This is a genomic window from Mesorhizobium sp. L-8-3 (assembly GCF_016756615.1).
Taxonomy (GTDB): domain Bacteria; phylum Pseudomonadota; class Alphaproteobacteria; order Rhizobiales; family Rhizobiaceae.
This window is the reverse complement of record NZ_AP023262.1, coordinates 6,971,237-6,998,210: the sequence shown is the minus strand read 5'-3', so window position 1 is coordinate 6,998,210 and position 26,974 is coordinate 6,971,237. Positions and strand designations below refer to the sequence as shown.

Sequence of the window (26,974 nt, the reverse complement as noted above, 5' to 3'; positions counted from 1 at the left end):
TCGTCGCCGAAAGGAGTCATTGCGTCCGGCCTGGAGAAGCAAACCGAGGAATGATGCATGAAGCAGCGTCCGCACAATTGAACGGCGAGATCAAAGAGTGCGCTGGGGCTACCCATTCGCACTCGGCCCAAGTATTCCCCGTCTCCTCTGGCCGGCTTGCATGCTATTAACGCAGGTGAGGGCGCCGGCCATGATATGCGCAGCCCGTTGAAGGCGGAAGCGTACGCCCCGGTTCACATCACCCGCATTGGACTGAGATTTAGTTCATCCATGGCGTGGATGATGGCTATCCCAACAATCAATTTTACCGAACTGACTGGATTCCATTAGAAGACTCTAACTGAGCGCATGCCGGGCGGCGTCCCTCGTCTGCGTCGGCTAAGGCTGCCGGGAAGACTTCGGAGAAGAACATGTGCGGAATTGTTGGCATCGTTGGGCAACAGCCGGTGTCGGAACGCCTGGTCGACGCATTGAAGCGTCTGGAATACCGCGGCTATGATTCGGCCGGCATTGCGACGATCACCGATGGCACCTTGCACCGCCGGCGCGCGGAGGGCAAGCTCGTCAATCTCGAGAGGAGACTCAAGGAAGAGCCGCTGGGTGGTACCATCGGCATCGCCCACACCCGCTGGGCAACCCATGGGCCACCGACGGAACGCAATGCACACCCGCACTTCACGGATGGTGTGGCCGTCGTCCATAACGGCATCATCGAGAATTTCGCCGAACTGAAGGACGAATTGGCGGCGACGGGAGCCGAGTTCCAGACCGACACCGACACTGAGGTCCTTGCGCATCTCTTGGCAAGGCACCGCCGGGAGGGCATGAGGCGTGGTGAGGCGGTGCATGCCATGCTGAAAAGCGTCAGGGGTGCCTACGCGCTTGCCATCCTCTTTGAGGATGATCCGTCGACCATCATCGCGGCGCGCAATGGACCACCGCTGGCGATCGGTCACGGCGACGGCGAGATGTTCCTGGGCTCCGACGCGATCGCGCTTGCTCCATTCACGAATGAAATCACCTATCTCATCGACGGTGACTGGGCCGTTGTCGGCAGGACGGGCGCTGATATATTTGATTACGACGGCCACCCCGTCGCGCGTCCGCGCCAGACCTCCGTGGCCGTGGCCACTCTGGCCAACAAGGGCAGCCATCGCCACTTCATGGAGAAGGAAATCCTCGAGCAGCCCGAGGTCATCGCCGATGCGCTCGGTCATTATATCAATTTCATCGAAAATGGTGCCGATGCGGTTTCTGGCATCGACTTCGCCAAGATCCCGAGCTTGGCGATCTCTGCCTGCGGCACCGCATATCTCGCCGGGCTGATCGGAAAATACTGGTTCGAGCGCTATGCGCGCCTGCCGGTCGAAATAGATGTTGCATCCGAATTCCGCTATCGCGAGATTCCATTGTCGCCGCAGTCTGCGGCTCTGTTCATTTCACAGTCGGGCGAAACCGCCGATACGCTGGCATCGCTGAGGTACTGCAAGCAGCTTGGGCTGAAAATTGGCGCTGTCGTCAATGCGCGCGAATCGACCATCGCTCGGGAGGCCGATGTGGTCTTCCCGATCCTTGCCGGCCCAGAGATCGGCGTCGCCTCCACCAAGGCCTTCACCTGCCAGCTAGCCGCTCTTGCCGCACTCGCCATCCACGCAGCCAAGGCCCGCGGAACCGTGACCGAAGATGAGGTGCAGGCGCTCGTCGAGAGCCTCGCCGAAATGCCGCGCCTCATGAGGCAGGTACTGGACAGCATCCAGCCGGAGATTGAGCTTCTGTCGCGCGAACTGTCAAAGTGTCATCATGTCCTTTATCTCGGCCGTGGCACAAATTTCCCGCTGGCGATGGAGGGGGCGCTGAAGCTCAAGGAGATTTCCTACATCCACGCCGAAGGCTATGCGGCGGGTGAATTGAAGCACGGTCCTATCGCATTGATAGACGAGAACATGCCAGTGATCGTCATCGCGCCACATGATCGCTTTTTCGACAAGACCCTCTCCAACATGCAGGAAGTGGCCGCCCGCGGAGGGCGCATTATCCTCATCACCGATGGAAAAGGGGCAGCCGCATCGAAACTCGATACGATGCACACGATCGTGCTGCCGGCCACCGACGAGATTATCGCGCCGATGATCTTCTCGCTGCCGATACAGCTTCTTGCGTACCACACGGCGCTCTTCATGGGCACAGATCTCGACCAGCCACGCAACCTGGCAAAATCAGTCACCGTCGAATGATGTGACGCCTTCATTAGTCGCAACGCTCGCCCATTCGGAAAAAACTCCAAGCACTTCAACCGGGGCTCAAGCGCGCCGCTACCGCCTTGCCGTTATTTGCTGGAGCATGCCGTTTAGCGACGATTGGTTATCCCTTTGGCCTCCCCTCACGCTGCTTGGCTGTGCCTACTGGCAAACCCGGTCGAGAAAAGCATCGAATACGCAGCAATAGCGCTAACCACAAAGCGATCCTCCTGCCGCATGCGGATAAAACCCTTCGCTGTCCCTATTTCGTCCTCGCTCGATGATTGCGGCTCGCCGCGGTCTTCGTCGGTGAGACGGTTGCCCTTTGACTTTGCCAGGCGGCCAGCTGCGATGTGCGGGCTGTAGGAATCCCGTGTAACCTCGTTCTGGATCTAACGCTCACCGATAGGCCCGGCCAGTCGCAAGAGGACCGGGCGATGATCGGACACTTCCAGGAACCGCTCGATGGTTCGGTCGAGCGCGAGGATCATGAAATCGTGGCCGCACGGCACGAGATTGGGCGAGATAAAGACATGGTCGATCAGCGACTTGAAGGGCGCCTTGACGCAGGTGATTTGCTTGTCCGAAGCATCCTGCGCGGCGAGCGCGGTCAGGCCGGCGGCGGTCAGCGCGGTCTCCGGAAGCCAAGGTTGCATTGAGTCGCCGCCGATTCAGTCGTTATCGAAGCTGGGATACTAGGCGAGTTCGGCGATTGCTTCGGCGATCACGCGCCCACCCATCTGCCGGCGGCCTCCACCGTGTCGCCGGACTGCGCCGCACGCGTCAGCGCAAGTGCCGGGACCGCCAGCAAACCTGCCGCAACGCTTTGCCAGCTGTCACATCCCGGCAGGCGGGGCATCGGCCGCGCCCTAATCGCAGCTGTATCCGATTGCAAACGTGCCAGCGCTTATCTGCCGCAGGCGTGGCAGGTCCCCCGCATAATCGTCATTCGCCGCCTGAGGCACCGAGATGAAGCTCTTCCTCCCGTTAGAATGAACGTTCGAAACGGAGGATGCCGCCGACACTGCTCTTTTTGTTGGCATTCGCCCAGCTAATGGAAGGGTCGACCTTGCCGACGGCGAAGTCGCCGTAGCGGTCATAGTCGAGTTCGGCTGTAATTGTGAAATCTGCAAGAAACGTATAGGCGACGTTTGCAGCGACACCATAGTTCCTGAGCTGATCACCCGAGAGCTGAAGATTCAACGAAGTTGTCTCATTGAGCTTGTAAGTGGCGCCGGCCCAGAAAGCCCAGTTACCGCCCCAACTTTTGTAGAACCCGCGACCATGAGCGTCGATTGCGTTAGTGACGTCATCGTTGAGCTTGCCGCTGGAGCCGTAGCCGAACATTCCGAATAGCGAGAGTTGGTCGGTAACATCGACGTCGATGCGGACCTTGCCCGCGACCGATTCGTAGTTGCTATCATAAGCGACAACGCCGGTGATCGCGCCCCAGTGTTGTGTGTATTTCACTCCGCCGACTAGGTGCGGAACGTAGCTGTCGATGGTGCCGACCAGGCCCGAGCCTTCTTCGAGTGAAACCACAGCCGAAAAGCCGTTACCGGCGTCAAAGTAGTACTGAACCACATTAGTATCGAAGGCGCCGTACGGGATAAGCATCTGATTGAGCACGTCGCCCGCGTAGCCAATAAACATGTCGAAGGCGGACCAGTCCTTGCCAACTCGGAGGCCACCAAGCTGAACCCAGGCGAAAGTCAACGTGATGCCTTGGCTGAAGGCATGGTATCGAGGACTGTCCGAACCGGAATAGGCCGTGTGCTTGCCGTAGTTCATGCGGGTCTCGATGTAGGTCTGCAATGTACCGAGTTCGGTCTCTTGCCCGGTCCAAGTTTTGAATGTGAAACGCGTGTGGTTTTGCCATATGCCCTGGGCCTCGCCAGTCTTCACATCCGTGGTTCTAGCTTTGTCATGCGACACGACATCGCCGAGGCCGATGTCGTAACGGATATAGCCGCCGATGCGCAGGCAGGTCTCGGTGCCGGGGATGTAGTAGTAACCAGCGCCGTAAACGTCGCAGATCTTGACGTATTCAACGGGCTCAGGCTCGGCCAGGACGATGGCGTCGGCGGCTCGGGCACAGGAAACGGCGATCAGGGCCGCAGCTGAGCCGAGCAGGAGGCTCCTGATGTTCATTCTTGATCTCCGTTCAAATATTAAAGAAGGGGACGTCAACGAACGAGCCAGCCCTTCCTGACCCACAATCGAAAACGATGCACATCGCGCTGCGCCCATCGCAGTATGACGCACGGGTCATAATAATGATTCAACAACAGAGGCGATGAATCTGAATCATACTTCCACGCGATAAGATGTTGTTCTCATATCACCTGCTTGAAATGCCCGGGGGAGGAATCAAACACTTCTGGGTCGATCGCCATGATTATCTCCGATAGCTGCGGGCGTACCGGCTTCAGAAAATCACCCCGCAAGCGACGTGCCAACCTCACGACCAAGCTACGATTGACACTCAAGTTTGCCGTCGGACCTTGGCTTGCGTTTCCTTTTTTTGCTCTGAGGGTCAAGCTGAGCACGAAAAGCAAATGTTTCGGACATGGTTCGTCTGTTCGCTTCGCGACAGTATCGTTCAATGGCGATAGCTTTTGTTTGTTTTGAGCCTCGACATTGTTGACATCATGCGAGTGCACCGCTCGGTACGTGAGCCGAGATGCCCCACTGATGCCGACATGCCTAGGCGTAAGCGTCCTCGTTAGGGCGAAGGGCCACACCTCGGCGGTGGCGAGGTGCACCAGCTTTCCAGCTAGTCCGGACAAAGTGGTTCCGAAAGGCGGGAAGGTCGAGACGAGCCGTTGTAAGCCCCTCTCTGAATCGGAAGCCGTGCATGGGCCATTTTTGTTTTTACGGAAGCACATGCGAATTCGCTCGATTGTCAGCTGCGAGCGATGCTTGAGTTGCGCTTCACTCCGGCGCTTTGCCGGGCCACAGGAGCGCGATTTGTCGGTGATCATGCGCCTGGCGTAGCGCTACTTTCTAAATTGGTTCATCAGGCTTGCAGCCTTGGCAGGGGCGGACCTGGACGGTCTCCTCGAGCACAATTCCCGCTCTGACAGACGGTGCGCCACAGCCAAAGCCTCGTGCCGGCAATTAATACGACGAACTCATCGAGATGCCAGGTATCGCTACGTGACGCCGTCTTACGCACCAGCCGGCGAGCAAAAGTCTGGTCCCAACGCCGAATCGACTGGTCGGACGGGGCATGCTGCGTTCCATCGGACGCTGAAGGGAGGGGATAGGATAGGATAGTAGCACCAAACGGTGTGCGGGAAAGTCTCGACGGGAAACCCACGGCGCTTGTCGCTGACCAGCGCGTGCTCATACCATCGCTGTCCAGCCAAGGCTGAATGGGGCTATCGCTGCGAAATAATCGGGCCCAAAGCGGACCGGACTGATATAGCGCAAAGACACAGGAGAGCGCAGTGGTAAGGATGGAAGGCAACAACATGGGACGGTAACTGTTGCAGACCACAAAACATCGCGAAGCCCACCTGCCTTGGTACACCATCTATCCGACTGTCGCGGAGTTCTCTGGGGCGGTCGGCGCCGACGCTTATGAGGAATGGCTCAGGAACCTACCGGCTAACGATCCGGCGTCACTCTACTTGCACGTTCCGTTCTGCCGATCAAAGTGCTGGTATTGCGGCTTCCCCACCACCATCACCCGCCATGATGCGCCGATCGTTAATTATCTGGCGGCGCTGCGTGACGAGATACGTTTGGTCTCGGAGCACGCGCCGCAGGCGCTGCCCGTGAGCGATGTGCATTTCGGCGGCGGAACGCCAACTCTCATGGGGCCAGTTGAGTTCCTCGCCCTGACGGAATTCCTGCGCCGCCACTTTGCGCTTGCGGAAACAGCTACGATCGCCGTCGAGATCGATCCACGCACGTTCACGGCCGATATGGCCGAAGCCTTGCAAGCAGCCGGCGTGAACCGCGCGAGCCTCGGCGTGCAGAGCTTCGATCCCATTGTTCAAAAAGCGATCAACCGGGTCCAGAGTGAGGCGCAGACGGCGGCTGCCGTCGAAATGCTGCGTCGGCATGGAGTGACAAGCATCAACTTCGACCTCATCTTTGGTCTCCCGCAGCAAACGGTGCAGTCTTGCGTCGAGACCACGAGGGCGGCGGTCGCCATGCGCCCCAACCGGCTTGCGGTGTTCGGCTACTCGCACATTCCGTCCTTTATTAAGAATCAGCGCCTCATCGAGGAGGCATCGCTTCCGGGCAGCGCTGCCCGCGCCGAACAGGATGCGGCCATTGCCGTGACGCTGATTGCCGCCGGCTACCGAGAGATCGGGCTCGACCATTTCGCCTTGCCGGACGACGATCTCGCGCTGGCACAGAAAACCGGTCGCCTGCGGCGCAACTCGCTGGGCTACTCGGCCGACACCTGCAAAACCCTGATCGGTTTCGGCGCGTCGGCTATCGGGCGTGTCGGCGAGGGCTACGTTCAGAACGAGGTTACACGGGATTCCTACTGCCGGCACATCGCGGCTGGCCGTCTGGCGACGTCAAAGGGCTACCGTCTCACCGACGAAGACCGCGCGCGAGCCGCAATCATCGAGCGACTAATGTGCGATCTCGAGGCCGATGTGCCGGCAATCTGTGCCGCCCACGGATCTGATCCGATCCATTTTCTCGATTCAGCTGAACGCTTGGCGATGCTTGCCAAGGACGGGATTGTGGACATCGAAAAGGGTTTTGTCCGCGTACGGCGGCAGCATCGCTTTGCGATGCGCGTTGTCGCTGCCGCATTCGACGCTTTTCTCGACCGGGTTGCCCGCTGAGTCAGCCAACCAAGTGTGAGGAGGCCAAGGCGACGCCGAAGCGGAATTTGACGCCCATGCGGTTTCCTTTCTTCGAGGTCAGGATTTCACAGCCGTCGCCAGGGAAGCAGGCCTCAAGCGGCTTCCCGCCCTCGAAGAATGCCACGGTGTCGCCATCGATCGTGATCCGCTCGAATTGGTGCGATAGCCGATCTCGTAGTAGGCGCGTACTCATCTGCGCTCTGGTCGCCGCTCTCCGCCTTATAAGCCATGACTGGATCGAGCGTTCCATCGTCAGGAAGGGATAGACCAACTGCCAATCCCGGACCCAAATTCGACAGGGCGCGCTGCTTGATCTGGTCGTCCTCAAATGTAGATCGGCTGGACCGCGGGATCGTGGCTATATGCGTGATCTTTCTCAGCTGCTTGATCGTGGATCTTGCCGCTCCCGCCGCCGGCCACGATGTAGAAGGGCTTGCCCTCCACGGCGATCTCGCCGTTCCTGCTGAACGATCCCGCCGACACGATATAGGGCTTGAGGGTCGGTCACGACGATGTTGTCCCCTGCCGCGGCGATGCACGGCCGTGCCCGTCCATCGAATAGAGGTCGTGAGCTTGAGCGAGTTGGCGATCTTGCCAGCCACGAAGCTTGGCGTTCTGGTGACGCTCAATAAGGCGACCGCAGCAATGGAACGTGCTGCCAGAGAAGCCGAATCCGTTGAGGCGGGCGGCAAGCTGCGGCCGCGCGTGCAAATCTGTATGGTCAGGGAACTATTGAAGGGCAGAAAGGCTTCCACCTGTCTATGACATTGTCTCTGCCGCTGCCGCCCGGCAGGTGGCCGCCGCGGTTGCCAACGCGACAGGAAATACGGGACCCGCCGTCCTTCAAATATTCCATCGCCGGCAGCGGACAGAAAGCCACGAACAATCAGTCGCCGACACCTGTGAACAAGCCGTGTGCGACATTGCAATCATCCATTTATTGGCTCAACTGCCCACATGGCCGTGAATGAACTGGATTTGTTGGTTTTCCAGATGGCAGTGGAAAGCGTCCGCTCACTCTGCTTGAGCTTCAATGACAAAGCGGCGGAGATAGCCGCGAGGAGCCGCGGAAACCTGCTTTTCGATGTGCGGATCGATGATGACGCCGAGGTCCAACGGCTCGCAGCCATCCGATATCGAGGCGGGCAGATTGGTGTGCTGGCGTTGGACAGACAAGGCCTTATTAGCCGCTACTGCGTCATCGACGATACCTTCTCCCGCTTCATTGCACCGTTGGAGAATTGGACCAGCATGCCGGTGTCAATGCAGGCCAAATTCGATGTCACTCACCATGCCGGCCTCTTCCTAGACGCGTTGCGAAATGCCGGTCATATGCTTGGCAACTAGGGCTGGCGGAACGCATCTGTGGATCTTTGCATCCGCCTGGGCGTTTGAGCCGGCGGCTCATCGAGGTTCTGCAGCGCGCGGATGTGCCACGGCCGGGGTGATAGCCGCCTCTGCCCAACAGATCGCCGGCGAGGGCTTGTCGGACAATGAATGTCGTCAATCCACCGTCCGAGAAATGGTGTCTGGCTCACAAGAAGCACAGCGAATTGAGACTGAAACGCAGTCCAGGTGGGAAACCCAGCGCGAAGGCCGGAAGGTAACTTATCTGCGATAGAGGCAACGGGAAGGCGCCTTCCACTTATAAGGCAGCGCCCAATAAGTCGGTACTCGCCTGAGGAATTCCCATGGCGGGCAGGGCTACCTCGCGATCCGATCTCGATAGGCTTGTTGTACCTCAGACCGGACTCGATTTTCAGAATTTCCTCAGCGGCTTGCCCGCACGCCACCGCCAGCTCGCCGACCACGTGCTCACGATAGGCACGACCGATATGAGTCCCCTCCGACGTAGCAGTCCTCGGGAATGCGCGAATATTGATACACCTCGAAGGAGAGCAAACGGCGCGCCAAACAGCCTCTCATCGCACCAAGTCGTACATAGGGCGCATTCCTGTTCCGGCCGTCCCGGGCGATGCTCGATCCATCTCTCCAGAACAGCGGAGCAAGCCAGTGACGCCCACGAAGCTTCTGATTGGGCAGATCGCCATTGTGTTCGCCATCGTTCTCCTCGGCGTGTGGGCTGCCACGCAATGGTGCGCTCATATGCTAGCCTTTCAGGAACAACTCGGCGCGCCATGGTTTGTCGCGGCTGGCTGGCCGATCTACGAGCCGTGGAAACTGTTGGAATGGTGGTTCCAATTCGATGCCTATGCGCCCGAGGTATTCGACAAGGCGGGCATGCTTGCGGGCACCAGTGGATTCATGGGCTGTGCCGCTGCGATCGCTGGTTCCCTCTGGCGCGCGCGCCAGCGCGGCTTGGTCACCACCTATGGCTCCTCTCGATGGGCGGCGACGCGGGAGATCGAGAAAGCAGGGCTGTTTCAGCCGGCCGGCGTCTTCCTCGGCAAACTGAAGGACCGGTATCTGCGTCATGACGGGCCTGAGCACGTCATGGCCTTTGCGCCGACACGTTCCGGCAAGGGCGTCGGACTGGTTGTCCCAACCCTTCTCTCCTGGTCCGGCTCGGCCGTCATTCACGACATCAAAGGCGAGAACTGGCAGCTGAGCTCCGGCTGGCGGTCGAGGTTCTCGCATTGCCTTTTGTTCAATCCGACTGATCCGCGATCGGCCCGCTACAACCCGCTGCTGGAGGTACGCAAAGGTTCGGACGAGATTCGCGATGTCCAAAACATCGCCGACATTCTAGTCGATCCGGAAGGCGCGCTGGAGCGGCGGAATCATTGGGAGAAGACCAGTCATTCACTCCTCGTCGGCGCTATCTTGCACGTGCTCTACGCCGAAGAGGAAAAGACTCTTGCCCGCGTCGCCACCTTTCTGTCGGACCCGCAACGCTCGTTTGCCGCGACTTTGCGGCGAATGATGACGACCAACCATCTCGGCTCGGTCAATAAGCCTGAGGTCCATCCCGTCGTGGCCTCGGCGGCACGAGAGGTGTTGAACAAATCGGAGAACGAACGTTCAGGCGTCCTCTCGACCGCCATGTCTTTTCTCGGCCTCTACCGTGATCCGACCGTGGCGGCGGTAACATCGGACTGCGACTGGCGCATTGCCGATCTGATGGATGCGGAGTGGCCGATGTCGCTCTATCTGGTCGTGCCGCCATCGGACATCTCGCGCACCAAGCCCTTGGTGCGACTGATCCTGAACCAGATCGGCAGGCGGCTGACGGAGCGCCTCGAGGGTGACCCAAAGAAGAGCCGCAAGCATCAACTGCTCATGATGCTGGATGAGTTTCCGGCGCTCGGTCGCCTCGACTTCTTTGAGACCGCGCTCGCGTTTATGGCCGGTTACGGAATTCGTGCCTACTTGATCGCGCAATCGTTGAACCAAATCTCCAAAGCGTATGGCGACAACAACGCCATTCTGGACAACTGCCATTTGCGAATTGCCTTTTCCTCCAATGATGAGCGCACGGCCAAGCGAATCTCGGACGCGCTTGGCACGGCCACGGAACTCAGATCCATGCGCAACTATGCGGGCCACCGGCTGGCACCTTGGCTCTCGCATGTCATGGTGAGCCGCCAGGAAACCGCCCGCCCGCTGCTGACACCGGGCGAGGTGATGCAATTGCCGCCCGCGGACGAACTGGTGCTGGTTTCGGGACTGCCCCCCATCCGGGCCAAAAAGCTGCGATACTATGAGGATCACAATTTCACCGAGCGGGTGCTGCCTTCGCCGGTGTTGCGCGACGGACCCTACGCGGACTGCCCGATGTCGCGGCCGGACGATTGGACTGGGCAAGTACGCGGCGTCGACCGTCGTCTTGCGTCCGACGATGAAAGCGCTGGCGCCGCGCTTGCGGACGAGGGAGGGATTCAGCAGCAGCGCCATCCTGGCCTACCCGAAGAACATACCGCCGTCACCCAGGAACCGGACCAGGACGATCTGTCCAGACCCGCAGACGATGATAGCGAGGCGATGGCGGACAAGCGCGTCATGGACCGGATCTCCACCGTCGCAGGTGCCTATGGCATCAACGAGGGAAGGGACGATGATAAGGATATCGTCCCCGGCTTCTGAACGCTTTCCGCAGCTCGGGCGTATCTCAGCGTAGATAACGGCCGTAAGCAATTTTGGGCATCTCGATAATGCTTGTTCCGCCGCCGGCCCGCCAGCGCCGGCCAGTTGGAACAAGCGCATGAAGCCCCACCGCATTCGTCACCAGTTTCTGCTCGAACCGGAATTGAGCGAGAAGCTGGACAACCTCAGCCGCGATCCCTCGACCACAAAATCCGCGGTCGTCGCGAAGGCCGTAGAAGCTTTCATCGAGCGGCGTGGCGAGAATGAACTCGATCGGCGCTATGGCATGAGGCTGGACCGTCTTTCCCGCGACCTCAGTCACGTCAGGCGCGATGTCGACATGACATTGGAAAGCTTGGCGCTCTTCATCCGCTTTTCGATCACGCTTCATGCCCACACGCCTGTTCCGGACAAGGCGACGCAGGCGATTGCTCAGGAGCGTTTCGACAAATTCGTCGAGCAGGTCGGTCGCCAGATCGCATCGGGGAAACGCTCGTTTGGCAAAGACAATGGCGGAGGAGGGGAAGGATGAGCGCTCATCCAGAGGCCGACCACCGACGCCGCGCCATGCTGCGCACCGCCATGGGTCCGACGATCACTGAGGCGCTGGCCGATCCATTGGTCATCGAGGTGATGGTCAATCCCGATGGTGCGCTGCGGCTCGACCGGCTGGGAGAAGGCCGAATCGATACGGCCGTGCATATGCATCCTTCCGAGGCGGAACGCATCATCCGCCTGGTCGCTTCCCACGTGCGTGCCGAGGCGCATGCGGACAATCCGATTGTCAGCGCCGAATTGCCATCGGGCGAACGCTTCGAGGGACTGCTGCCGCCTGTCGTGCTGGCGCCTTGCTTTGCCATCCGCAAACCAGCCGCAAAGCTCTACACGCTGGCCAACTATGTTGCGGATCGCATCATGTTGCCGCTGCAGGCCGATGCGTTGATAAATGCAGTCCGAGAACGGCGCAACATCCTTGTCGCCGGAGGCACGTCGTCGGGTAAGACGACGCTTGCCAATGCGCTGCTGGCCGAAGTCGCCGAATGCGACGAGCGAGTGATCCTCATCGAGGACACCCGCGAACTGCAATGCGCAGCAAAGGACTGCGTTGCCCTGAGAACCAGGCGGGGCTCGGTCACACTCGCCGATCTCGTGCGCTCGACGCTCCGGCTCCGCCCCGACCGCATCATCGTCGGTGAAGTCAGGGGCGCGGAAGCGCTGGACATGCTCAAGGCATGGAACACCGGGCACCCCGGCGGCATCGCCACGGTTCATGCCAATTCGGCGCGCTCTGCCCTCTATCGCATCGAGCAGCTTGCACAGGAAGCTGTCGTCACCGTGCCGCGCCGCCTCATCGCCAATGCCATCGATCTCATCGTCTTCATCGCGGGGCGCGGCTCGTCGCGCCGCATCGATGCAATCGCTGAGGTCACAGGTCTCGACGGCAGCGGCGACTACGCCCTCACCCCACTCACGCCTCCGCAACTCCAGCAACTCTGAAAGGCCCCTTATGCGCAAGAAGCTCCGCTTTCTTTCGTTTGCCGCGCTCGCGTTTCTTCTCACAGTTCCGGCGCACGCTGCCGGCTCCGGCATGCCTTGGGAACAGCCGCTGCAGCAGATCCTGGAATCGGTGCAGGGACCGGTCGCCAAAATCGTCGCGGTGATCATCATCATCACCACCGGCTTGACCCTTGCCTTCGGCGATACTGCAGGCGGTTTCCGCCGGCTGATTCAGATCGTCTTCGGCCTGTCGATCGCCTTCGCCGCATCGAGCTTCTTCCTCTCGTTCTTCTCCTTCGGCGGCGGGGCGCTCGTCTGATGGCCGCCGGAGTGCAACATATCGAGGGCTTCGAGGTTCCCGTTCACCGGGCCTTGACTGAACCGATCCTGCTGGGCGGCGCGCCGCGGGCGGTGGCGATCCTCAACGGCACGGTGGCTGCGGCCATCGGACTAGGCTTGCAGCAATGGATTGCCGGGCTAGTGCTCTGGCTTGGCGGCCACACGCTCGCGGTCTTTGCCGCAAGGCGCGATCCCGACTTTGCCAGCGTGCTTGTCCGTCACCTTCGCCTGAGGGGATGGCTCGCATGCTGAACCTTTCGGAATATCGCGGCAAGGCCGACCGGCTTGCCGACCATCTGCCCTGGGCAGCACTGGTGGCGCCCGGCATCGTGCTCAACAAGGACGGCAGCGTTCAGCGGACTCTTCGGTTTCGCGGGCCCGATCTGGAAAGCTCGACCGAAGCCGAACTCATCGGCATCTGCGCCCGGGCCAACAATGCGCTTAGACGCTTTGGCTCCGGCTGGACATTGTTTTTCGAGGCCGAGCGCATCGAAGCGCTGGGCTATCCGTCCTCGCGTTTCCCGGACGCGGCGTCATGGCTGGTTGATGAAGAACGGCGTGCTGCCTTCGAAGGCAAGGTCGCGCATTTCGAGAGCCGCTATCACCTGACCTTGCTGTCCATGCCGCCACCGGACGCCCAGGCGCGGGCGGAAAGCGCGCTCGTCGACTCGCATCATTCAGAAGGCGAAAGAGACTGGCGCCAGGAGATGGCGCGGTTCCGTGACGAGACCGACCGTGTGCTGGATCTTCTGTCGGGCTTCATGCCCGAAGTGCGTCCGCTCGATGACGCCGAGACGCTGACATACCTGCACGACACGATCTCGACCCGCCGCCATCCGGTCGCCGTGCCGGAAATGCCAATGTATCTGGACGGCATCCTGGTCGATGTGCCGCTTACCGGCGGCTTGGAGCCGATGCTGGGTGAGCAACATCTTCGCACACTTACCATCCTCGGCTTTCCGAACCTCACCCGGCCCGGAATCCTCGATGCCCTCAATCATCAGGATTTCGCCTATCGCTGGATGACGCGCTTCATTCCGCTCGACAAGACCGAGGCCACCAAGACGCTGACCCGCTTGCGCCGGCAGTGGTTTGCCAAGCGCAAATCGATCGTCGCAATCCTGCGCGAGGTTGTAAGCAACGAACCCGTTCCGCTCGTCGACAGCGACGCCGACAATAAGGCGCTCGACGCCGATGAAGCACTTCAGGCGTTGGGCGGCGATCATGTCGGCTTCGGGTATCTCACTGCAACGGTGACGGTATGGGACGAGGATCGCCAAGCCGCCGCTGAGAAACTTCGCGCGGTCGAGCGCATCATCAATGGGCTCGGGTTCACCACCATCCGCGAAAGCGTCAATGCGGTCGAAGCCTGGCTCGGCTCGCTGCCGGGTCATGTCTATGCCAACGTTCGTCAGCCGCTCGTTCACACGCTGAACCTTGCCCATCTCATGCCGCTTTCCTCGGTGTGGGCCGGTCCTGCGGCGAACGAGCATCTGGCTGAAGTCACTGGACGAGAGGCCCCGCCGCTCCTCATCGCCGAAACCAGCGGGTCGACTCCGTTCCGGCTTTCTTCCCATGTCGAAGATGTCGGCCACATGCTGATCGTTGGACCGACCGGCGCCGGAAAATCGGTGCTGCTTGCCCTGATCGCCCTGCAGTTTCGTCGCTATGCCGGCGCGCAGGTCTATGTCTTCGACAAAGGCAATTCGGCGCGCGCGGCAACGCTCGCCATGGGTGGAGAGCATCATGTCTTGGGTTCGGACGGTGCGCTTGCCTTCCAGCCACTGCGCAATATCGGTGATCAGGGTAGGCGCAGCTGGGCAGCTGAATGGATCGCCGGCCTGATTGCCCATGAGAACGTCACCCTCACGCCGGAGGTGAAGGAGGCGATCTGGTCGGCGCTCAACAGCCTCGCCACCGCGCCGGCGCAGGAGCGCACGCTGACCGGTCTGTCGGTCCTGCTTCAGTCCAATGCACTGAAGTCCGCCTTAATGCCCTACACGCTCGACGGTCCCTTCGGCCGATTGCTCGATGCCGATGACGATCGGCTGGCCTTGTCGGATGTGCAGTGCTTCGAGACCGAGGAGCTGATGCATAGCCAAAGCGCTGTGCTGCCTGTGCTCACCTATCTCTTCCATCGCCTTGAGGAGCGGTTCGACGGGCGACCGACGCTGCTCATGCTCGATGAGGCCTGGGTCTATCTCGACAATCCGCTTTTTGCTGCCCGCATCCGCGAATGGCTGAAGGTGCTGCGAAAGAAGAACGTATCGGTGATCTTCGCCACGCAGTCGCTTGCCGACATCGCCGGCTCTGCAATAGCGCCGGCGATCATCGAGAGCTGCCCACAGCGCATTTTTCTCCCCAATGATCGTGCCGTGGAACCGCAGGCACGGACTGCCTATGAGCGCTTCGGTCTCAACAACCGGCAGATCGAACTGATCGCCCGGGCCACGCCGAAGCGGCACTACTATTTGCAGTCGCGCTGCGGCAACCGTCTCTTCGAGCTCGGGCTCGGCCCCATCGCGCTTGCACTTTGCGGCGCCTCGGGTCCAGCCGCGCAAAGCCTGATCGACAGGGTCCTGTCCGAGCACGGGCAGGACAGCTTTGTCTTTCGCTTCCTCGGCGCCCGCGGCCTCGATTGGGCGGCCGAGCTTCTCCAGCAATTCCCTCAACCAACCAAGGAGCAATCGTCATGATGCGGCGCCGCTTTCTCTCGGGCCTGATCACCCTTTCGTTGATCGCCAAGCCGATGGCCGACTACGTGCAGCCGGCCTACGCGCTCATCGTGTTCGATCCGTCGAACTACGCTCAGAACGTGCTCACGGCGGCGCGCTCGCTGGAGCAGATCAACAACCAGATCCAGTCGCTCCAGAACCAGGCGACCGTGCTGCAGAACATGGCACGCAATCTTCAGAGTCTGGATTTTTCTTCCGTGGGTCAGCTTACCGGCTCGCTCCAACGGATCGACGGTCTGATGGACCAGGCAAGTGGCCTGAGCTTTGATCTCAACAAGCTTCAGGACCAGTGGCGTAATCAATATCCGGAAAGCTACGACGCCACGATCAAGGTCAGCGATGTAGCGAGCGCCGCACGTGACCGCTGGCAAAGCGCAATGCAGGCATTCCGTCAGACCATGGGTGTTCAGTCGCAGATCGTCGAGAATGTTCGCGGTGATGGCGACCTGCTTGCCGATCTCGTCAACCGCAGCCAAGGCGCGGCCGGTGCGCTTCAGGCAAGTCAGGCCACTAACCAGCTCCTTGCGCTTTCGACCAAGCAGCAGATGCAGATCCAGACGCTGCTCGCAACGCAGTTCCGCGCTGAGGCCGAGGATGCGGCGCGCAAGGCGCAGTCCGAGGAGGCCGCGCGCGAGACGACAAAGCGCTTCCTCGGCACAGGCACGGCCTATCCCGGCAACTGATCACCAATCTCTTGACGACGAGGAAGGCGGCATGAACGACCTTGGGGTCATTGATCGCTTCATGGAGACCTTCATCCGCTACATCGATAGCGGGTTCGGTCTGCTCTCGGGCGATGTCGCCTTCCTTACCACGACCCTGATCGGCATCGACGTCACACTTGCCGGCCTCGCCTGGGCATTCGGCGGCGAACCCAACATATTCGGCCGGCTCATCCGCAAAGTGCTCTATGTCGGCGTCTTTGCCTTCATCTTGAATAACTTCAAGAACCTCGCCGACATCATCTATCGGTCCTTCGCTGGCCTCGGCATCAATGCGTCCTCAGGCAATCTCTCCGCCGACAATCTCCTGCATCCGGGCCGCATTGCCGCAACCGGTTTCGAGGGCGCCTGGCCGCTTCTCGATCAGGCAAGCCAGCTTCTCGGCTTCCCAGAAATCTTCGGCAACGCGCTCACCATCTTCGTGCTGCTCGTGGCCTGGTTCCTGGTCATCATCGCCTTCTTCATCCTCTCCATCCAACTCTTCATCACCATCCTCGAATTCAAACTCACCACTCTGGCCGGATTCATTCTTGTGCCCTTCGCGCTTTGGAACCGGTCAGCGTTTCTCGCCGAGCGCGTGCTCGGCAATGTCATCTCGTCGGGCATCAAGGTGATGGTGTTGGCCGTCATCATCGGCATCGGCTCCACGCTCTTTGGCGAGTTCGCTTCCGCGCTGCAAGGCAAGGAGCCGGATCTGGCCGCCGCCATGTCACAGGTCCTGGGCGCCTTGGCGCTCCTTGGTCTCGGCATTTTCGGACCTGGGATAGCCTCCGGTCTTGTCTCGGGCGCGCCGCAGCTTGGCGCGGGCGCCGCACTTGGAACCACGGCAGCCGCAGCCGGTGCATCGCTCGTTGCCGCAGGCGCAGCATTTGCCGGCGCGCGCACGGCAACCGGCAGCGGTCTCACCGCACTCCGTGCCGGCACGACCATGGGGTCAGCGGCTTCTACGGCCTGGCAGATCGGGCGCGCAACATCGCCCGAGTCCGGCCTGTCCGGTGTAGCTGCTGGAATGCATGGTGTGACCAGCGCCGCCGGCGGCGCCGCAATGCGGGCGGCACGATCTGCCGCAGGAGGCTTCGGGCGCAGCGTTGATGCCGGGCGCGAAGCTGCCTGGACCGCGACCGGTGGTGCGCCGACCGCATCCATAACCGGAAGCCCTACTGGTCCGGTCGCTGATGCCGCGCCCGGCTGGGCCAGGCGCCTGCGTTCCGAACAGACAGCCCGTGCCCACCGTCACACCGCCATGCAGGCCGTCCGTGAAGGCGACAGGCCGGGAGGCAGCGCCAATCCCTCTCTCAACGACAAGGACGACTAAATGCTATTCAAGCGACCCATTCAACGTTACGGCAAGACGCCCGAGCCGGTCACGCCGTATCAGAAGGCCGCGCAGCTCTGGGACGAGCGCATAGGCTCATCTCGAGTGCAGGCCCGCAACTGGCGGTTCATGGCTCTTGGCTGTCTGACCTTGGCGGCCGGACTTTCCGGCGGACTCGTGTGGCAGTCGATGCAGAGCCGCGTCGTGCCTTACGTCGTCGAGGTCGACGGCTTCGGCGAGGCACGCGCCGTTGCGCCGGCAATCCGGGGCTACGAGCCCTCCGATGCCCAGATCGCGTGGCATCTCGGCCGCTTCATTCAGAATGTCCGTTCCGTTTCCACCGATCCGGTGCTGGTGCGGCAGAACTGGCTTTCGGCCTATGACTTCGCCACCGACCGCGCGGCGCTCTTTCTCAACGAGTACGCCAAGGCGAACGATCCTTTCGGCCAGATCGGCACACGCAGCGTGTCGGTGCAAGTGACCAGCGTGGTCAGGGCTTCCGACAGCTCGTTCCAGGTCAAATGGGCCGAGCAGGTTTTTGAGCGCGGCAGCCTTGCCAGCACGACGCGCTGGACCGCGATCCTCACCATCGTGATCCGCCCGCCAAGTAATACTGACCAACTGCGCAACAACCCGCTCGGCGTCTTCATCAATGCGATCGACTGGTCGCGCGAGCTCGACAGTGCTGCGCCGACGTCCGTTTCCCCAAAAGGAGTCCACCAATGAAGAATAGAATGTCGTCGGTCCGTGCCGTGCTGATCCTGTCGGCCTCTACAGCAGTCCTCTCCGCCTGCGCGTCGAAGCCGGTACCGCCGCCTGAGATTTCCTATGATGCTGCCGATTTCAAACCAGCCGCAATCGAGAAGCCGCCGGAGAAGCCGGTCAAGATAGTCGAAGTGCCAAAGCCGCTGCCGTTGCCAGGTCAGCTACAGCCCGATCCGGGCAGGGTGGCCGATGACAAGCGCTCTCCTGAAGAACGGGTCTCCGATGCCAATAAAGCAGCGACGCAGCAACCCACCAGGTATGGGTACGTGAATGCGGTTCAGGTCTATCCATTCGCCGATGGCGCACTCTATCAGCTCTATGCCGCGCCGGAGCGCGTTACCGATATCGCACTCCAGCCGGGCGAGAAGCTAACAGCCGTGTCGGCCGGCGACACGGTGCGTTGGGTGATCGGCGATACCGTCAGCGGCACCGGTGACAATCAGCGCACCCATGTGCTGGTAAAACCCTTCGCGCCGGGACTTAACACAAATCTGGTGATCACCACGGAACGACGCACCTACCATTTGCAGCTTCAAAGCACCGAGAAGACCTCAATGGCGGCGATCTCCTGGACCTATAGCGAGGACCAGATCATCGCGCTACGCCAGCGCAACGCCCAAGCCGAGGCTGCCACGCCGGTGGCGTCGAATGTGGCGCTCGAGAATATCCGCTTTCGGTATTCAATCACCGGCGACACACCACCCTGGAGGCCGACGCGCGCTTTCGACGATGGCAGCAAGGTCTATATCGAATTCCCCCGTCGCATTGATCAGGGTGAAGCGCCTCCTCTCTTCATCGTCGGTGCCGATGGGGACAGCCAGCTCGTCAATTATCGCATGCGCGGCAACTACTACATCGTCGATCGCCTCTTTGGCGCTGCAGAACTGCGTCTAGGCAGCAAGCAGCAGCAGGTGGTGCGCATCACCAGGACTGACGGCCGGCAACCGCCGCGGCGGATTCCGCTCTTTGCGCGGCCCAGCAGGTGAGGGGAGCGCTCATGACCGATACTTCCCGATCCGATGCGCCGCCGAAACTCGATCCCGAGCAGCTGCAATTGCGAGCCTCGCCCCGCCGCGCTGTCCGATTCAGGCGCGGTGTGATCATCGCCATCGCTGCAGTCGGATCCGGTGCCATTCTGGGCGTCACGATGATGGCGCTTCAAGGACCGGCATGGCGTATCAAGCACCAGGCAGAGGACCGCTATAACACCGAGCGCAAGCCACCCGCCGAGGGACTAGAAGCGCTTCCCAAGGACTATTCCGGGATCATGCCGAAGGCCCCTGTGCTCGGACCGCCACTGCCCGGCGACCTCGGTCGCCCCATCCTTGAACGCCAACGTCAGCTCGGCATCGCGCCAGGGCAGGATATCTCCGCCGAGGAGCAGCGCCTTGCCCAGCAAGCAATTGAGGCGCGCGAGTCGCAAGTCTTGTTCCGGATCGACAATCGACCCAGACAGAGAGATGTGGCCGGCGGCGGGCCGAGTGCGCAGCAGCCGTCTGAGGCGCTTCCGCAATCCGGAGCGACGCGCACGTCAGCTTCCGTTGCCCCAGCCGAGGGTGACCAGAACAACCAACAGCGCAAGCTCGATTTTGTCAGTCAGCGAAACACAAGCGGGATCTACAATCCGCATGCGCTGCAGACGCCGGCCTCGCCCTACCAACTGATGGCCGGCAGCGTGATCGCGGCCAGTCTCGTCACCGGCATAAATTCCGACTTGCCTGGCCTTGTCGTCGCGCAGGTCACCGAGAATGTGCACGACACAGTCACCGGCAGCATTGTGCTCATTCCGCAAGGCTCACGCCTCATCGGCACTTATGACAGCGTCGTGGCTTTTGGGCAGAGGCGCGCATTGCTGGTCTGGCAGCGAATAATCCTGCCCGACGGTTCCTCGATCGAAATCGACAATCTGCCAGCGACGGATACTGCCGGCTATGCTGGGCTTGAAGACAAGGTCGATTTTCACACCTGGCAGCTGATCAAGGGAGTTGCTCTAGCGACGCTACTGGGCGTTGGTACCGAGTTGAGCTTTGGGGAAAACGAAAGCGACCTAGTTAAGGCGATCCGGGAATCCACTCAGCAAAACATCAGTCAAGCCGGCCAGCGCATCACCGAAAAGAACCTGAATATTCAACCCACCATTATCGTCCGCCCCGGTTGGCCCCTACGCGTGATTGTACACAAGGATCTTGTGCTGCGCCCATACCCGACTTGAACAGGAGTAATCATGGCAGATCTGAAACTTGGAAAGCTTCCGGACCGGACACCTTCGAAGATGACCATCACCGTTAGCGCGGACCTGAACCAAGCACTCAAGGACTATGCGGCGCTTTACCGCCAGACCTATGGCGAGTCTGAAACGGTACCGGAACTCATACCTTTCATGCTGGCAGGGTTTCTGGAAGGTGACAGAGCGTTTGCCAAGGCCAGAAAGGAAAGCTTGCCCGCCGGCATGTCAGAGAAATCGCGACGCGTGTCAGGTTCAGATTCCGAGTAATCGAAGCATAAAGTTGGTCAATTGGCGCAGCCGCCCGGGTGCCTAATTTCCCGGCGGTCGCGGCCTACCGATCCGTCATGTAAGGCCTATGCGCGAACTTCGAGCAGCTGGAGGTCAAGTAAGTGCCTGGGCGGCCCGGAAACCGCGAACAGGCGCAGGGCGTGCTAGCCGCACTGATGCATGGTTTCAGACCCGTGGGAACGCCGTGCGGTTGTTACTCAGAATGAGCTCATCTCAAAGGGGCATTCAAGAGCCGCAGCGCTGAGTAGCGGAAGCCGCAATGGGGTGCGTCGCTGACATTCAGTGAAAGACTGGGCCGAACAATCCAACCTGCTTGGGCGGATACGAAGTGGAGCCCTGCCTGCAGGGTTCCGGCGGGTCCCAGCCCTCTGCCATGCGACCCCCTTTGGGAAATACCCGCGTCGTCACAGCATCGTAAAGTGGCGTCATATGCACTATCGAATTGTTAGCTGCTGGTTTCGGCGATTTTGAGGAGGTTCGCGATCGACTGAAGACGGTGACGTTCGTCTGTGGCACTCAGACTGCCACTGAGTGCCTGGCCGTTCCACTTTCGAAATATTTGTCGAACTTCGCTGCAATGCTCCTTACAAAGGGACGACTTTCCGCCGATACGACGTAACTGTCACCTTGGAGTTCAAGCGGTCGAGCAGGGTCGCCAATGGCGATGGAGCTTGCTTGGAAAAGAAGCTTTTGTCCGGCTTCCCCGAAGCGTTCCACCAGATCGGCTGCTGAAAAGCCGAAATCGCACATCAAGCGCTCGATGATCCAGCCGCGAACACGGTCATCTTCGGAAAACGCGATGCCGCGGACCGTGGCCAGATGTCCCCCCTCGACCATGCGTCCATATTCGGCTGTCGACGGCATGTTCTGCGAATAGCCCTGTCGAAACCGGCTGATCGATGACGGCCCGAGCCCGATCAGTGTTTCGCAGCGATCCTCGGTGTAGCCCTGGAAATTGCGGCGGATTGTTCCCGCGCGAGCCGAGACTGCAAGCGCATCATCCGGCCTGGCGAAATGGTCTATTCCAATCGCCTCGTATCCGGCGCCCATGATCAGACGGGCGGCAATTTGCCACTGAGCGAACCGTTCGGCCGGACCCGGCAACCATGCCTCGTCGATCATAGTCTGATGCTTCTTGAACCAGGGCACATGCGCGTAGCCGAACAGCGCCATCCGGTCCGGCTCCAGAGTCAGCGCCTGCGCCACGGTGGAACAGACGCTCTCCCTGGTCTGATGCGGCAGGCCGTAAAGCAAATCGAGGTTCACGGACCCTACGCCGCGAGAGCGAATGCCGTCTACAACCGCCTTGGTCTGCAAAAAGCTCTGCTCGCGATTGATCGCCTTCTGCACCTTCGGATCGAAATCCTGAACGCCGAGGCTCGCCCGCGCCATGCCGATCTCGGCAAGTGTATCAAGGCGGGCTTCGTCCATGTCGTTGGGTTCGATTTCGACGCTGATCTTCGCATCGGCAAGAAAATCGAAGCTATCCCGCAGGACAGTTCCCAAGGCTATCATATCCTCGGGCTTCAGCATGGTCGGCGAGCCGCCGCCGAAATGCACGGCGCGGACATGGGCCTTGCCGCCGACAAGACCGGCGACAGTCGCGATCTCCGCGTGAAGCGAGCGGAGATACGAAGCCACCGGCTCGTAGCGGCGGGTCTGCTTTGTATGGCACGCACAGAACCAGCACAGCCGGTCGCAATAAGGGATGTGCAGGTAGAGCGAGACCTCGTCACCGCTTTCGAGCGCCTTCAACCAGCTTCGATAGACATCAGCGTCGACGCCAGGATGGAAATGCGGCGCGGTCGGGTAACTGGTATAACGCGGGACGTTCTCGCCAAGCCTGGCAGCTAATTCCGGTCTCATTTGGTGGTCCGCCGTTTTTGCCTCGCCGGAAGTCTGGACGCGTCGAAGAGCCAATGCCCTGATTTCGGTCAGCCTCCAGCACGGACAAACTGCCGCAAGGATTTCTCTGCCATCGCTTGCTATCCTGTCGAAACTTGGGATCGGTAGCGCGAGCGTAATGACAGTACGGCAAGACATTCACAGTTCCGGCATTCCCGTTCTTTGCCTGTCTTGCGCAGCACGACTTCGCGGCGTCTGCGCTGCGCTCGATCCAAACCATTTGGTTGGGCTCGCCAAAACTTCGTCGCGGCACAAGCTCGAGCCGGGGGTCGAACTGATCGCCGACGCCGAGGCCGTCGACAGCTATTCAAACTTGCTTTCAGGCGTTGTGAAGCTGACGAAGTGCCTTTCGGACGGCCGCCAGCAGATTGTCGGTCTTCGGTTCGCACCGGATTTTCTGGGACGGCCCTTCAAGGTGAAAAGCACGATCAATGTGGAAGCGGCAACCTCCGTCTCGCTGTGCTCGTTTCCGAAGGTGGCCGTTGAACGGATAATGAAGGAATCACCGGGACTCGAGCATCGCCTGCTCAAGCAGACGCTGGACGAACTCGACGAGGCACTTGAATGGATGGTGACTCTCGGGCGCAAGACCGCACCGGAGAAGGTGGCGAGCTTTCTCCTCATGATCGCCCGGAATATGGATTCCAGTATCGACCCGGCGGCTGGGTCGGCATGCTTCGATCTGCCGCTGACACGTGCCGACATCTCTGATTTCCTTGGACTGACGAACGAGACCGTGAGCCGCCAGCTTACGCGATTGCGGGCTGACGGCGTGATCCGGATCGAGAGCAAACGCCATGTAACGGTCGACAGCATGAGCCGGCTGGAGCAGCGCTGCGGCGGCCGAGGCGCGCGGCAACCGGCCTTTGAATGAGACCTAAGCGTCGGGGCCTTCGTCGCTTATTACGATCCGCGGCAGGACATGCTCGCGTTCGAAAGCGATGTGTCGCCGCAAGCCTTCGAAGAAGCCGCGTAGCATGAATCCGACAGCTTCCGCGCTCTCTATCGGATCACCATGACCGATCGCTAGGAGCGTTTCGGCCACCTCGCCAGCGAAGCATTGATCCTCAAGGTGCTCGATGCGCAACCGGCTGGTAGAGGCAAGTTTGGCCTCGGCCGGGGTCAAGTGCGCCTCATACGCAGGGAAAATCACCCTCTCCTCAAACCCATGAATGTCACGGAGCAGCGGAACGATCTTCTTGGCCGTTCCAAGACATTTGAGGCGGTCGACGTTCGGCAGTGCATCGGCAATGCTTTCCAGCGAGAAGCAGAGCTCCAGCTTTTCCCGATGGGCAAGCTTCATGACCTCGCCCGGAATCGCCTCTGTGCCGGCCTGGCGCGAGAAAGCCGCACTTGTCCATGAGCGGGTTGGCCCGTGCTGCGTTTCCTTGTTCAAATCGCCACCTTCTGATTGCACCGAACTCGATGCTGCCCGAAGCAAAATCGTGCGGCTCTGACATGGATCAGGGCGAGCAGGCGGCAACTACGGAATTAATGCACCGCGGATTTGGCGTCCGCGCATTGGAATCCTGGTCGGGGACATGTCATGAAATTCGGCACGGAGATCGTCGTTCTAAGCCTGTTTGCTTTTGCGGCCCTGGTGGCTGCCGGCTTCGGCGTAGAAGGACCTTTTCGCCAGCATATGGGGGTTTTGTTCGTCGCCGTGGCTGGCTTTACCGCGATCCTGCTGCGCAACACAGATTTCAAGCCGGCGGCTCCGGTCGACACCTCCGCCTACATGGATGGCCCAATCCGCTACGGAGCCATTGCAACGGTATTCTGGGGCGTCGTCGGCATGCTCGTCGGTGTGATCATTGCCCTGCAGCTGGCATACCCTCACCTCAACATCCAACCCTGGTTCAATTTCGGCCGGCTGCGGCCGCTGCACACATCCGGCGTCGTCTTTGCTTTCGGCGGCAACGCTTTGCTTTGCACGTCTCTCTATGTCGTGCAGCGCACGTGCCGCGCCCGGCTGTTTGGCGGCAAACTGGCCTGGTTTGTGTTCTGGGGTTACCAGCTGTTCATCGTCATGGCCGCGACCGGCTACCTGCTCGGCATCACCGAAGCCCGCGAATACGCCGAACCCGAATGGTATGTGGACATCTGGCTTACCATCGTCTGGGTCGCCTATCTCATCCTGTTCCTCGGCACGATCCTGAAGCGCAAGGAGCCGCATATCTACGTCGCCAACTGGTTCTACCTGTCCTTCATCGTGACCATCGCGATGCTGCATGTGATCAACAACCTGTCGATGCCGGCCTCCTTCCTCGGCTCGAAGAGCTACTCCGCCTTCTCCGGCGTCCAGGACGCCTTGACGCAATGGTGGTATGGCCACAACGCCGTCGGTTTCTTCCTCACCGCCGGGTTCCTCGGCATGATGTATTATTTCGTGCCCAAGCAGGCGAACCGGCCGGTCTATTCCTACCGGCTGTCGATCGTCCACTTCTGGGCGATCATCTTTCTCTACATCTGGGCCGGCCCGCACCACCTGCATTACACCGCCTTACCCGACTGGGCGCAGACGCTCGGCATGGCGTTCTCGATCATGCTGTGGATGCCGTCATGGGGCGGTATGATCAATGGCCTGATGACGCTGTCTGGCGCCTGGGACAAGCTGCGCACTGATCCGATCATCCGCATGATGGTGATGGCAGTCGCCTTCTACGGCATGTCGACCTTCGAAGGTCCGATTATGTCGATCAAGACGGTCAATTCGCTGTCGCACTACACGGACTGGACCATCGGCCATGTCCATTCCGGCGCGCTCGGCTGGGTTGGCATGATCTCGTTCGGCGCAATCTACTACATGGTGCCGAAACTGTGGAATCGTGAACGTCTCTATTCGCTGCGGCTCGTCACCTGGCACTTCTGGCTGGCGACGCTCGGAATCGTCGTCTACGCCGCGGTGATGTGGGTGTCCGGCGTCATGCAGGGCCTGATGTGGCGCGAATACAACGAGCAGGGCTTCCTGGTCTACTCCTTCGCCGAAACCGTCGCCGCCATGCACCCCTACTATGTCATGCGCGCCATCGGCGGTGCGATGTACCTCACCGGCGCCCTGCTCATGGCCTGGAACGTGACCATGACCATTCTTGGCCACGAGCGCGAAGAGCAACCAATGCCAGGTTCTGAGCCCGCCCTCCGGCCTGCCGAATAGGGAGCCAGACAATGGGCTTGATGGACAAACACGCGATCATCGAGAAGAACGCCACGCTTCTTCTCGTTGGCTCTCTTCTTGTGGTGACCGTCGGCGGCATCGTCGAGATTGCGCCGCTCTTCTATCTCGACAACACGATCGAGAAAGTCGAAGGCATGCGGCCCTACTCGCCACTGGAACTCGCCGGACGCAACATCTATGTGCGCGAGGGCTGCTACCTCTGCCACAGCCAGATGATCAGGCCTTTCCGGGACGAGGTCGAGCGCTACGGCCACTACAGCCTGGCCGCCGAGTCGATGTACGATCATCCCTTCCAATGGGGATCGAAGCGCACCGGGCCCGATCTCGCCCGGGTCGGTGACCGCTATTCGAACGCATGGCACGTCGCACATCTTTCCGATCCACGTTCCGTGGTGCCGGAATCGATCATGCCGAGCTATGCGTTCCTGAAGGACGCTCCGATCGAGGTGAAGGACTTCTCGACGCATCTGGTTGCGAACGCGCGTGTTGGCGTCCCGTACTCCGATGACATGATCGCGCACGCCAATGCCGATCTGATGGCCCAGGCCGACCCGAATGCCGATGCCTCCGGCGTCGAGAAACGCTATCCGAAAGCCAAACTCGGTGATCTGGACGGCAATCCGCAGCAGGTGACCGAGATGGATGCCCTCGTCGCCTATCTGCAAATGCTGGGAACACTGGTCGATTTCAAGACCTATGACGATGCAGCCGGCTACCGCTGAGGGGGACGCAATGAGCTATAATTTGATGCGGGAATTCGCGGACAGCTGGGGTCTGCTTGCCATGGCGCTCTTCTACGTCGGCTGCATTGCCTTTGCCTTGCGTCCCGGCGGCAAAACACAGGCCGATCAAGCCGCCCAGATTCCACTCAAGGACGACTGATC

The 26,974-nt window shown here is 60.5% G+C and carries 27 protein-coding genes; 20 read left to right on the top strand and 7 right to left on the bottom strand.

Going from position 1 to position 26,974, the window contains the following annotated elements:
• Positions 1 to 410: 410 nt before the first annotated feature.
• Positions 411 to 2,234 carry a glutamine--fructose-6-phosphate transaminase (isomerizing) gene (gene glmS, locus JN302_RS32480; RefSeq protein WP_010914009.1) on the top strand — a complete coding sequence of 608 codons (1,824 nt, stop codon included), beginning with the start codon at positions 411 to 413 and terminating at the stop codon, positions 2,232 to 2,234.
• A 395-nt stretch (positions 2,235 to 2,629) separates the two neighbouring features.
• Here glmS and JN302_RS32475 read toward each other — a convergent pair whose 3' ends face one another.
• Together JN302_RS32475 and JN302_RS32470 are read right to left on the bottom strand one after the other, a co-directional pair.
• Positions 2,630 to 2,893: a hypothetical protein gene (locus JN302_RS32475; RefSeq protein ID WP_006329192.1), complete on the bottom strand. Its 264-nt coding sequence runs from the start codon at positions 2,891 to 2,893 to the stop codon at positions 2,630 to 2,632.
• Positions 2,894 to 3,224: 331 nt separating this feature from the next.
• Positions 3,225 to 4,388 carry a porin gene (locus JN302_RS32470; RefSeq protein WP_202295904.1) on the bottom strand — a complete coding sequence of 388 codons (1,164 nt, stop codon included), beginning with the start codon at positions 4,386 to 4,388 and terminating at the stop codon, positions 3,225 to 3,227.
• Between the two features lie 1,340 nt (positions 4,389 to 5,728).
• On the opposite strand from JN302_RS32470, the gene hemN (JN302_RS32465) reads away from it, so the two are divergent.
• Positions 5,729 to 7,054 (top strand): oxygen-independent coproporphyrinogen III oxidase, encoded by a 1,326-nt coding sequence (gene hemN / locus JN302_RS32465; RefSeq protein ID WP_202330395.1) that lies wholly within the window; start codon positions 5,729 to 5,731, stop codon positions 7,052 to 7,054.
• Position 7,055: 1 nt separating this feature from the next.
• Here hemN (JN302_RS32465) and JN302_RS39365 read toward each other — a convergent pair whose 3' ends face one another.
• Positions 7,056 to 7,346 carry a ZinT/AdcA family metal-binding protein gene (locus tag JN302_RS39365; RefSeq protein ID WP_286295265.1) on the bottom strand — a complete coding sequence of 97 codons (291 nt, stop codon included), beginning with the start codon at positions 7,344 to 7,346 and terminating at the stop codon, positions 7,056 to 7,058.
• Between the two features lie 53 nt (positions 7,347 to 7,399).
• Positions 7,400 to 7,558, bottom strand: a complete 159-nt coding sequence (locus tag JN302_RS39360; RefSeq protein WP_244742431.1) for a hypothetical protein — start codon at positions 7,556 to 7,558, stop codon at positions 7,400 to 7,402.
• Between the two features lie 90 nt (positions 7,559 to 7,648).
• On the opposite strand from JN302_RS39360, the gene JN302_RS39355 reads away from it, so the two are divergent.
• From JN302_RS39355 to JN302_RS32450, 3 genes are all read left to right on the top strand, one after another.
• Complete coding sequence (locus tag JN302_RS39355) at positions 7,649 to 7,840, top strand: hypothetical protein (protein WP_244846071.1); 192 nt, start codon at positions 7,649 to 7,651, stop codon at positions 7,838 to 7,840.
• 192 nt (positions 7,841 to 8,032) lie between these two features.
• Positions 8,033 to 8,422, top strand: coding sequence for a hypothetical protein (locus JN302_RS32455; RefSeq protein ID WP_172352291.1), 390 nt, complete (start codon positions 8,033 to 8,035; stop codon positions 8,420 to 8,422).
• Between the two features lie 666 nt (positions 8,423 to 9,088).
• Entirely contained in the window at positions 9,089 to 11,119 is a 2,031-nt protein-coding gene (locus JN302_RS32450) for a conjugal transfer protein TraG (protein ID WP_202295878.1), read from the top strand.
• 25 nt (positions 11,120 to 11,144) lie between these two features.
• Here the strand turns inward: JN302_RS32450 and JN302_RS39350 are convergent, their stop codons facing one another.
• On the bottom strand, positions 11,145 to 11,441 hold the full coding sequence (locus tag JN302_RS39350) for a hypothetical protein (RefSeq protein ID WP_244846070.1): 297 nt from the start codon (positions 11,439 to 11,441) through the stop codon (positions 11,145 to 11,147).
• Between the two features lie 33 nt (positions 11,442 to 11,474).
• Here JN302_RS39350 and JN302_RS39345 point away from each other — a divergent pair, with 33 nt between their 5' ends.
• The 11 genes from JN302_RS39345 to JN302_RS32395 are packed head-to-tail and all read left to right on the top strand — an operon-like array spanning position 11,475 to position 20,986.
• Positions 11,475 to 11,651, top strand: a complete 177-nt coding sequence (locus JN302_RS39345; protein ID WP_244846069.1) for a hypothetical protein — start codon at positions 11,475 to 11,477, stop codon at positions 11,649 to 11,651.
• Positions 11,648 to 12,616, top strand: coding sequence for a P-type conjugative transfer ATPase TrbB (gene trbB, locus JN302_RS32440; protein WP_202330393.1), 969 nt, complete (start codon positions 11,648 to 11,650; stop codon positions 12,614 to 12,616). Before JN302_RS39345 ends, trbB begins: the two co-directional genes overlap by 4 nt.
• Before the next feature lie 10 nt (positions 12,617 to 12,626).
• A complete protein-coding gene (locus JN302_RS32435; RefSeq protein ID WP_010914020.1) occupies positions 12,627 to 12,935 on the top strand; it encodes a TrbC/VirB2 family protein in 309 nt (102 codons plus the stop codon).
• Positions 12,935 to 13,207, top strand: a complete 273-nt coding sequence (locus JN302_RS32430) for a VirB3 family type IV secretion system protein (RefSeq protein ID WP_006329217.1) — start codon at positions 12,935 to 12,937, stop codon at positions 13,205 to 13,207. Before JN302_RS32435 ends, JN302_RS32430 begins: the two co-directional genes overlap by 1 nt.
• The gene (trbE, locus tag JN302_RS32425; protein WP_202330392.1) at positions 13,201 to 15,651 is read left to right on the top strand and encodes a conjugal transfer protein TrbE; all 2,451 of its coding nucleotides are present in this window, start codon (positions 13,201 to 13,203) and stop codon (positions 15,649 to 15,651) included. The genes JN302_RS32430 and trbE overlap by 7 nt, the downstream gene beginning before the upstream one ends.
• Positions 15,648 to 16,373: a P-type conjugative transfer protein TrbJ gene (trbJ, locus tag JN302_RS32420; protein ID WP_065004902.1), complete on the top strand. Its 726-nt coding sequence runs from the start codon at positions 15,648 to 15,650 to the stop codon at positions 16,371 to 16,373. The genes trbE and trbJ overlap by 4 nt, the downstream gene beginning before the upstream one ends.
• Before the next feature lie 31 nt (positions 16,374 to 16,404).
• Positions 16,405 to 17,727 (top strand): P-type conjugative transfer protein TrbL, encoded by a 1,323-nt coding sequence (gene trbL / locus JN302_RS32415; RefSeq protein WP_202330391.1) that lies wholly within the window; start codon positions 16,405 to 16,407, stop codon positions 17,725 to 17,727.
• Positions 17,728 to 18,453 (top strand): conjugal transfer protein TrbF, encoded by a 726-nt coding sequence (gene trbF, locus JN302_RS32410; protein WP_202295869.1) that lies wholly within the window; start codon positions 17,728 to 17,730, stop codon positions 18,451 to 18,453.
• Positions 18,450 to 19,478 carry a P-type conjugative transfer protein TrbG gene (trbG, locus tag JN302_RS32405; protein WP_064987383.1) on the top strand — a complete coding sequence of 343 codons (1,029 nt, stop codon included), beginning with the start codon at positions 18,450 to 18,452 and terminating at the stop codon, positions 19,476 to 19,478. The genes trbF and trbG overlap by 4 nt, the downstream gene beginning before the upstream one ends.
• An 11-nt stretch (positions 19,479 to 19,489) precedes the next feature.
• Positions 19,490 to 20,704: a TrbI/VirB10 family protein gene (locus tag JN302_RS32400; protein ID WP_202295863.1), complete on the top strand. Its 1,215-nt coding sequence runs from the start codon at positions 19,490 to 19,492 to the stop codon at positions 20,702 to 20,704.
• A gap of 12 nt (positions 20,705 to 20,716) precedes the next feature.
• Positions 20,717 to 20,986, top strand: a complete 270-nt coding sequence (locus tag JN302_RS32395; RefSeq protein ID WP_202330390.1) for a DUF2274 domain-containing protein — start codon at positions 20,717 to 20,719, stop codon at positions 20,984 to 20,986.
• Positions 20,987 to 21,523: 537 nt separating this feature from the next.
• On the opposite strand, the gene hemN (JN302_RS32390) is transcribed toward JN302_RS32395, so the two are convergent.
• Positions 21,524 to 22,873, bottom strand: coding sequence for an oxygen-independent coproporphyrinogen III oxidase (gene hemN, locus JN302_RS32390; protein ID WP_096453978.1), 1,350 nt, complete (start codon positions 22,871 to 22,873; stop codon positions 21,524 to 21,526).
• Between the two features lie 157 nt (positions 22,874 to 23,030).
• On the opposite strand from hemN (JN302_RS32390), the gene JN302_RS32385 reads away from it, so the two are divergent.
• The gene (locus JN302_RS32385; protein ID WP_202330389.1) at positions 23,031 to 23,786 is read left to right on the top strand and encodes a Crp/Fnr family transcriptional regulator; all 756 of its coding nucleotides are present in this window, start codon (positions 23,031 to 23,033) and stop codon (positions 23,784 to 23,786) included.
• 3 nt (positions 23,787 to 23,789) lie between these two features.
• On the opposite strand, the gene JN302_RS32380 is transcribed toward JN302_RS32385, so the two are convergent.
• The gene (locus JN302_RS32380; protein ID WP_010914029.1) at positions 23,790 to 24,329 is read right to left on the bottom strand and encodes a hemerythrin domain-containing protein; all 540 of its coding nucleotides are present in this window, start codon (positions 24,327 to 24,329) and stop codon (positions 23,790 to 23,792) included.
• A gap of 129 nt (positions 24,330 to 24,458) precedes the next feature.
• Here JN302_RS32380 and ccoN point away from each other — a divergent pair, with 129 nt between their 5' ends.
• From ccoN to JN302_RS32365, 3 genes are read left to right on the top strand one after another with little or no spacing between them, the layout of a single operon-like run.
• Positions 24,459 to 26,069: a cytochrome-c oxidase, cbb3-type subunit I gene (gene ccoN / locus JN302_RS32375; RefSeq protein WP_202330388.1), complete on the top strand. Its 1,611-nt coding sequence runs from the start codon at positions 24,459 to 24,461 to the stop codon at positions 26,067 to 26,069.
• An 11-nt stretch (positions 26,070 to 26,080) separates the two neighbouring features.
• Complete coding sequence (ccoO, locus tag JN302_RS32370) at positions 26,081 to 26,812, top strand: cytochrome-c oxidase, cbb3-type subunit II (protein ID WP_010914031.1); 732 nt, start codon at positions 26,081 to 26,083, stop codon at positions 26,810 to 26,812.
• Positions 26,813 to 26,822: 10 nt separating this feature from the next.
• The gene (locus JN302_RS32365) at positions 26,823 to 26,972 is read left to right on the top strand and encodes a cbb3-type cytochrome c oxidase subunit 3 (RefSeq protein ID WP_202295854.1); all 150 of its coding nucleotides are present in this window, start codon (positions 26,823 to 26,825) and stop codon (positions 26,970 to 26,972) included.
• Positions 26,973 to 26,974: the final 2 nt, after the last annotated feature.

What these genes read in the sequence shown, in the direction of transcription:
- glmS (WP_010914009.1), top strand. Translation starts at nt 411, where the DNA reads ATGTGCGGAATTGTTGGCATCGTTGGGCAACAGCCGGTGTCGGAACGC.
- JN302_RS32475 (WP_006329192.1), bottom strand. Translation starts at nt 2,893, where the DNA reads ATGCAACCTTGGCTTCCGGAGACCGCGCTGACCGCCGCCGGCCTGACC.
- JN302_RS32470 (WP_202295904.1), bottom strand. Translation starts at nt 4,388, where the DNA reads ATGAACATCAGGAGCCTCCTGCTCGGCTCAGCTGCGGCCCTGATCGCC.
- JN302_RS32455 (WP_172352291.1), top strand. Translation starts at nt 8,033, where the DNA reads ATGGCCGTGAATGAACTGGATTTGTTGGTTTTCCAGATGGCAGTGGAA.
- trbB (WP_202330393.1), top strand. Translation starts at nt 11,648, where the DNA reads ATGAGCGCTCATCCAGAGGCCGACCACCGACGCCGCGCCATGCTGCGC.
- JN302_RS32435 (WP_010914020.1), top strand. Translation starts at nt 12,627, where the DNA reads ATGCGCAAGAAGCTCCGCTTTCTTTCGTTTGCCGCGCTCGCGTTTCTT.
- JN302_RS32430 (WP_006329217.1), top strand. Translation starts at nt 12,935, where the DNA reads ATGGCCGCCGGAGTGCAACATATCGAGGGCTTCGAGGTTCCCGTTCAC.
- trbE (WP_202330392.1), top strand. Translation starts at nt 13,201, where the DNA reads ATGCTGAACCTTTCGGAATATCGCGGCAAGGCCGACCGGCTTGCCGAC.
- trbJ (WP_065004902.1), top strand. Translation starts at nt 15,648, where the DNA reads ATGATGCGGCGCCGCTTTCTCTCGGGCCTGATCACCCTTTCGTTGATC.
- trbL (WP_202330391.1), top strand. Translation starts at nt 16,405, where the DNA reads ATGAACGACCTTGGGGTCATTGATCGCTTCATGGAGACCTTCATCCGC.
- trbF (WP_202295869.1), top strand. Translation starts at nt 17,728, where the DNA reads ATGCTATTCAAGCGACCCATTCAACGTTACGGCAAGACGCCCGAGCCG.
- trbG (WP_064987383.1), top strand. Translation starts at nt 18,450, where the DNA reads ATGAAGAATAGAATGTCGTCGGTCCGTGCCGTGCTGATCCTGTCGGCC.
- JN302_RS32400 (WP_202295863.1), top strand. Translation starts at nt 19,490, where the DNA reads ATGACCGATACTTCCCGATCCGATGCGCCGCCGAAACTCGATCCCGAG.
- JN302_RS32395 (WP_202330390.1), top strand. Translation starts at nt 20,717, where the DNA reads ATGGCAGATCTGAAACTTGGAAAGCTTCCGGACCGGACACCTTCGAAG.
- hemN (WP_096453978.1), bottom strand. Translation starts at nt 22,873, where the DNA reads ATGAGACCGGAATTAGCTGCCAGGCTTGGCGAGAACGTCCCGCGTTAT.
- JN302_RS32385 (WP_202330389.1), top strand. Translation starts at nt 23,031, where the DNA reads ATGACAGTACGGCAAGACATTCACAGTTCCGGCATTCCCGTTCTTTGC.
- ccoN (WP_202330388.1), top strand. Translation starts at nt 24,459, where the DNA reads ATGAAATTCGGCACGGAGATCGTCGTTCTAAGCCTGTTTGCTTTTGCG.
- ccoO (WP_010914031.1), top strand. Translation starts at nt 26,081, where the DNA reads ATGGGCTTGATGGACAAACACGCGATCATCGAGAAGAACGCCACGCTT.
- JN302_RS32365 (WP_202295854.1), top strand. Translation starts at nt 26,823, where the DNA reads ATGAGCTATAATTTGATGCGGGAATTCGCGGACAGCTGGGGTCTGCTT.